2 protein-coding genes are annotated in these 6,674 nt (G+C 38.1%); both read right to left on the bottom strand.

Going from position 1 to position 6,674, the window contains the following annotated elements:
- The coding region (locus tag CER18_RS00955) for a hypothetical protein (protein ID WP_143242701.1) at nt 1–580 on the bottom strand (580 nt) is incomplete at its 3' end.
- A gap of 553 nt (nt 581–1,133) precedes the next feature.
- Nucleotides 1,134–6,497 (bottom strand): Vomp family autotransporter, encoded by a 5,364-nt coding sequence (locus CER18_RS00950; protein WP_143242700.1) that lies wholly within the window; start codon nt 6,495–6,497, stop codon nt 1,134–1,136.
- Nucleotides 6,498–6,674: the final 177 nt, after the last annotated feature.

Here is a 6,674-nt window from a genome sequence, read left to right as displayed (position 1 = left end):
CTGTGGATGCATTATTCTGCAAGCTATCAAACACATTAATAAGCGCTGTATCTGCTCCATTCTGGCTAAACTGTTGGGGAGGCAAGTTGCCATCAACAGACCATTGTGGACTAAGGAGAGATCTCTTATTCTTATCTCCAATATCTAACATTCTTTGAGACAAATCACCCTTGTCTGCTGTTAAAACATCGACGACAGGTCTAGCATTATTTCCCTCCGAAAGAGTATTGATGAGAAAATTGGCATAATTAACATTCACTTTTTGTGTTAACGCTGTATTCAGTACTGTTAAATAACTTGATTTTGATAAACTGCCACCGTCAAAGAAGCCTCTATAGGCAGCATAATGATCATAAGCAGAAAAAACATTTCTATCATTCCCTTGAGAATAAACCGCTGTTGCCTTCTCTAGAACTTGAAGAAGCGGTTCTATTATATCAAACTTCTTTGCATAAACGGAGGAAGTATTTGATAAAAATGCAACGACTGTAGTTCCCAACAAAAGATTTTTAAATAAATGCCGAGAAAAATATTTGTAATCCCAATCATTCCTCTTTGATATGATAGATAATTCTTTCATCACAAGTGCCCCAATGAAAAAAAATCAAATCAACCCATATTTATGACATAAAAAAAACATATTCAATTTATACCATATTAATTAGATTAGCTGTTTAAAATTGTAGGTAAGGTTATTTCCGCATGAAGCCATCATAAAAAAAGGCACTAGAAGATTCGAAGATTTTTGGCAGTTTTATTTTTGTGGTGATGTATTATTTGAATAATAAGCTTATTGAGATAAATTTTTAGAAGCATATTTTCATGCTGAATTAATAAGTTTTTACCTATAAAATTAAGGAGCATATTGGTTTTATGCTTTTTTGAGCTGCTTTTTCGCAAAAAGCGGAAACAATTTGTATGTGGTAATCTGTATTCTTATGAAATAATAAATTGAAATGAAAACAGAGCTTTAGCATACATAGTATGTTTTATTTTATTATTCATCTTCTTGTGATATTTTTCTTTGATTTAATTATTTGATTTTATTGATTTCTTATTAAAATAAAATTTCGCCCTTATCTTAAATCAAAAACAAGGGCGAAATTATTTCTCTCAATGTATTTTGTTGATTATCAGTTCAATGTCATATTGAATCCAGCACCTATACCCCAGTGACCACCAGAATTGGTGACAGATATATTAGACAGAAGAGATCCGCTCTCAGATGTATAACCAGCACCAAAGGCAAATGCAGATTGATTACGCCATAAACCCGTACCAAATCCAACGCTTAATTTGCCAGGTGTTTCATTATAGCGTAAGTTAGACACTGCCAAACCAATAGCTGCTGCTTGTCTTGCTTCTTTGCGCGCATTTTCTATGCTGTAATTTAAAGCATTAAACTTTATATCCGTATAAGATTTTGCTTCATTAATAACATCACTCATCTGGTTATTTAAAATGCTATTGAAGCGCTCATCCGTATATTTTCTCGCATCATCAAGGACTGTCTTCATCTGCTGGTTTGTCTCCCAAAGTTGACTACCATTAACAGCTTCCTTCGAATCTTTAGATAAATGACCATTCGCTACATTGTCTAACACGACTGGATCACTTTCACTCACACCAGCTAATGTGACTTTATTTATCTTTTCACCCTTTTCATTCTTATCATACTTAACCGCATCATTTGTAACCGTATCTGCAATATCTTTTACCTTTTGATCAATATTGTCTACACGGTTTTCAACCTGGCTAACCCTATTATTTGTCTCCCAAAGTTGGCTACCATTAACGGCTTCTTTCGAACCTTCCGATATGTCACCATTCGCTACATGCTTAATCTTACCGTCCTGATCTTTGTGACGAGCATCAAAAGCTTGTTCTTCCTCATTCCAATTTAAACCACTTGATGAAACGCTCTGGGTAACATTATTAATACGCTCGTTGATGCTTTTCATGCTTTCATTAACACCTTCAAACGCACCTGCAACATTATTATAGCTAGTTTTCTCATCGCCATTACCACTATTCTTGAATTGTGAAACATAGAATGTAGGAACGTTCCATTCTCCATTCTGATAGCCTGCATTACCACCAAAATACCTAGAAAGTGAATCAATCACGGAATAAAGCTGAGAACCATTGATTGCATCCGTTGATTTTTCAGAGATATCACCGTTTGCAAGAAAGGTAATTTTGCTATTTGCCTTTTCTTGACCATGCTGAGCTACAAATGCTTCTTTCTCGTTATCCCACAATAAGGCATCACCTTTTGTTTTATTGATCTCATTCGTAATTTCATTGGTAATTTTACTCTGAATATTCGCGAAAGATGTACCAACAGCAGAAAATGCTTGTTCTACAGTATTATAGCTTTCTTCACTTGCTGTACCATCATTCTTAATTGTCTTAAGCGTAAAAGTAGGTGCTTTCCATTCGCCTTTCTCATCATAACCAGCGCCACTACCAAAATATCCTGCAAGATTATTACTCATCGAATAAAGTTGAGAACCATTGATCGCATCCGTTGAGTCAGCAGTAATGTCTCCATTTAAAAGGTATTTAAGCTTGCTCTTTGCTTTTTCTTCGCCATGCTGAGCAACAAATGCCCCATCACTCTCACTCCACGATAAAGCATCGCCTTGAACTTGTTGCGTAATATGCGTTATGTTTTGCGTAAAATCGTTGAACTTATTCGTGATGTCTTTACTGACACTTTCGATACCTTTATCAAACTGACCTTTGTTAACGGCGTCATTGTTGTTCTTTGCATCCTCCACACCAGAAATGATCCGATTTGCACCACTCTTGTTGGCAATATTGATTTCTGTCCCTTCTGTTTTGGCACCAATAGTGAGACGATTTGTCTTTTTATCCTGCTGAATAAAACTATCATCCTCCACTTTGGTAATCGCATTGTTAATATCATTGGTGAATTTATTCTGAATATTCTTGAAAGATGTACCAACACCAGAAAATGCTTCCGCTACACTTGTATAACTTTCTTCTCCTGCTGTACCATCCTCCTTAACTGCGTTAAGCCTAAAGTTGGGTTTTTTCCATTTGCCATCCTTATATTCAGCTCCACCTCCAAAGGTTGCAGCTATATTCGTAGCTGCGGTTTGGAGATTATTTGATACCATTGTTACATTTTGGTTTGTCGTAAACAGCTGCGAACCAGTGACAGCTTCATTTGAATCTTTTGAAATGTCACCATCCTTTATACCCGCAAGAATACGCTTTTCACTTTTGTTATTGGTAATATCGATTTTATCACCATCTGCATCTTTACCAATAGTGAGACGATTTGTTTCCTTATCCTGCTGAATAAAACTCTCACCCTCCACTTTGGTAATCACATTGTTAATCTGGTTAGTGATTTTATTCTGAACGTTTTTAAAAGATTGACCCACACCACTCAAAGCCTCAGCTACATTATGATAAGTTTCATCTTTTTCTTCACCATCATCGTCAACAGTTTTAAACGTAAAAGTAGGTGCTTTCCATGTGCCATCCTTATATTCAGCTCCACCTCCAAAGGTTGCAGCTATATTCGTAGCTGCGGTTTGGAAATTATTTGATATCGTTGTCACATTTTGATTTGTCGTAAAAAGCTGTGAACCGATAACGGCTTCATTGGAATCTGCTGAGAGTGCACCAGCTTTTATTCCTGTAAGAGTACGCTTCTCATTTTCATTGTTCGCAATATCGATTTTATCTCCACCTGTATCCTTACCAATGGTGATGTGTTGTGTTCCATCCTCCTGTTTTACAAAGCTACTGGCTGCTACTTGTTCTTTCAATTCCTTTAGCTGGGAAAAATTTACAGCGTCGGTACCATCAGTCCCCGTTGCCACATTTGTGATCTTTTTACCCCCAGCATCAATACCACCAGTGGTTATTTGCGGACCACCCGTAATGATAAGACCTGTTGCATCGAAGATATTCGTTCCTGCTGTTATCTTATCTAGTGTAATTTCCTTCGCTAAATCAAATTTTACATTATCGTCGTCTTTGCCTTTGGTAATATTAAGATTTGTACTGCCAGCAGAAAAATCTACCGCGCTATCAACACCAACAGACTTAGAGTTTTCACCACCAACAGACAGCTTCCAACCCTTGTCTACGTATTCTTGTAATGACTTCATCTGCGCAACATTCACAGCATCAGTATCGTTCGTACCAGCTGCCACCCCCACAATCTGTCTGGTTATATAAGAACTACCAATACTGACTGCACCCTTGCCAGATCTCCACGCTATGTCATTTGTATTTGAGTTTGCTCTCGTTCTAGGGTCATACCCCAAAACACCAGCTGCAACATTAGCTACAGACTGTGCACCCAAAGCAATACCATCTTCAACTGACGCTTTTGCTCTGAAACCAAGGGCAATCGCATTTTCACTACTGGCTTCTGCAACCCAACCAAGGGCAATCGCACTTGCGGCGCTGGCTTTTGTAAAGGTACCAATGGCAATCGCATAGGCATTGCTGACGTTTGCACTGGTACCAAGGGCAATCGCACTTGCGCCGCCGGCTTTTGCCCCAGAACCAAGTGCAATTGAACCTTCCCAACTAGCTATAGCATCTGTAAAATCTTCACTAGTCGTGTTAATTTTCCAGCCTTTGGCTAACTCTTTTAGCTGTGCAAAATTCACCGCATCGGTCCCGTTCGTACCCGTTGCCACATTTGTGATCTTTTTACCCCCAGCATCAATACCACCAGTGGTTATTTGCGGACCGCCCGTAATGACGAGACCTGTTGCTTTTAAGGTACTCGCTCCTGCTGTTATCTTATCTAGCGTAATTTCCTTCGCTAGATCAAATGTTACCTTATTATCTTCTTCGCCTTTGGTAACATTTAAATTGCTACTTCCAGCTGCAAAATCTACCGTACCATCTATACCAACAACTTTACCATTGTTACCATTAACAGATAGCTTCCAGCCTTTATCCACGTAGTTTTGTAAATCTTTTAACTGTGCAATATTGACTGCATCAGTATCTTCTTTACCAGCTGCTACCCCTGTAATTTGCCGCGATTGACTCTTAGAATTATCACCAACACTAACGGCACCTAGCGTACTCCTCCACACATAATCTATATTACCCGATTCACCTTGCTTGAAAGGACTATAACCTATAACACCACTACCAACATTAGCTAAAGAATATGCCCCTATAGCAACTCCTAAATCCATTGTTGCTTGCGATTTCATTCCAAAAGCTATAGATTTATTAGCAAGTGTAGATGACTCAGCGCCAATAGAAATCGTATCTTCCATCTCACTCTTAGCTAGCGATCCTATAGCTATTGATTTTTCACCGAGTGCAGATGCCTCAGGACCAATGGAAACCGCATTATCCATCTCACTCTTAGCCAAAGAACCTATCGCTAAAGACTTCTCGCCATTTGCAAATGCCTCAGAACCAATAGAAACTGAATTTGCTTTATCACTCTTAGCGAAAGAACCTATAGCCAAAGACTTCTCACCATTTGTAAATGCTTCAGAACCTATGGCTATCGAATTTTCACCGAGTGCCTTGGTACGATTAAGGTCTTTGTGTGCTTCGTCATTTGGATTAATGTCATTCTCTAAAGAGCCTAACTGTGACGTAGAACCTATTGCGATAGAACCATTCATCTTAGCTTGCGCTGCATAACCTATCGCAATGCTCGCCTCCCCTGCTCCGTTTGCCGCATAACCCAATCCTATAGCACCTTTTTGCTCTGCCCGTGTATAACGGCCAAGAACTATTGCTAGCACCGCATCTTTGGTTATAGATGTATCATTACCAATGGCAACACTTCCACCTCTATTGACTTCCGCATTAGCACCAATAACAACAGTCCATGCCAGCTTGTCATCTGTATTTAATCGAAACACCTTTGCCCCTGAACCAATAACAACAGCATTACTAACGTTTACTTGCATGTTATTACCAAAAGTAACCTTATTTCCTGATACATCACGTTGCATTTCTGGGGATAAATAATTTTGTGAGAGATCAGACGCATTCATCATCGCTGAATCCTCACCATCTTGATTGAACTGTTGAGGAGACAAGTTGTTACGAACAAACAATTGTGGGCTAATGATAGATTGTTTCTTTTTTTCCTCTGTACTTACTGCTTTTTTTAAATTGTCATCGCTCACTTCAGAAAGGGCGCTGGTTAAAAAATTTGTATAGCCGCTTGAAGCATTAACTTTTGATTCTAGCGCTGTACTCAATACCGTTACATAATCGCTGTTGGATACATTAACAGGCCCCAAATAACCAATAGCATCATCATAAACAGAAATAATACTTTGTGGATATGTCATACCAGCATTCTTTATGTTTGTAGCAATCCTCCCTCCTGAAACAAGATTTTCTGAAAAAACAGGAGAAACACTCGACAAAAGTGTAGCAATTGAAGTCAACGACACAACTTTAATAAAGCGAGAAAATTTTAAATCACTCCCCGCTATTTTTGTATATAATTTGTTCATAACAAATTCCCCAATGAAAAAAATTTTTAACCATAAACATAAAAAAGACACATTTAAATACTAGTTGGTGCGCAAGGTCTGTTTTTTCTATATGCAAAAGATTTAAAGCGTGATTGAAAAAATAGAGAAATAGTGCGTTTAGATGTTAAAGTGAATGTTTTTTGTTCTTTATAAGAG

It is taken from the genome of Bartonella tribocorum, assembly GCF_002777915.1.
Taxonomy (GTDB): domain Bacteria; phylum Pseudomonadota; class Alphaproteobacteria; order Rhizobiales; family Rhizobiaceae; genus Bartonella; species Bartonella tribocorum_A.
Note: the sequence above shows the minus strand (reverse complement) of the source record. Positions and strands in the feature narration are given on the sequence as shown.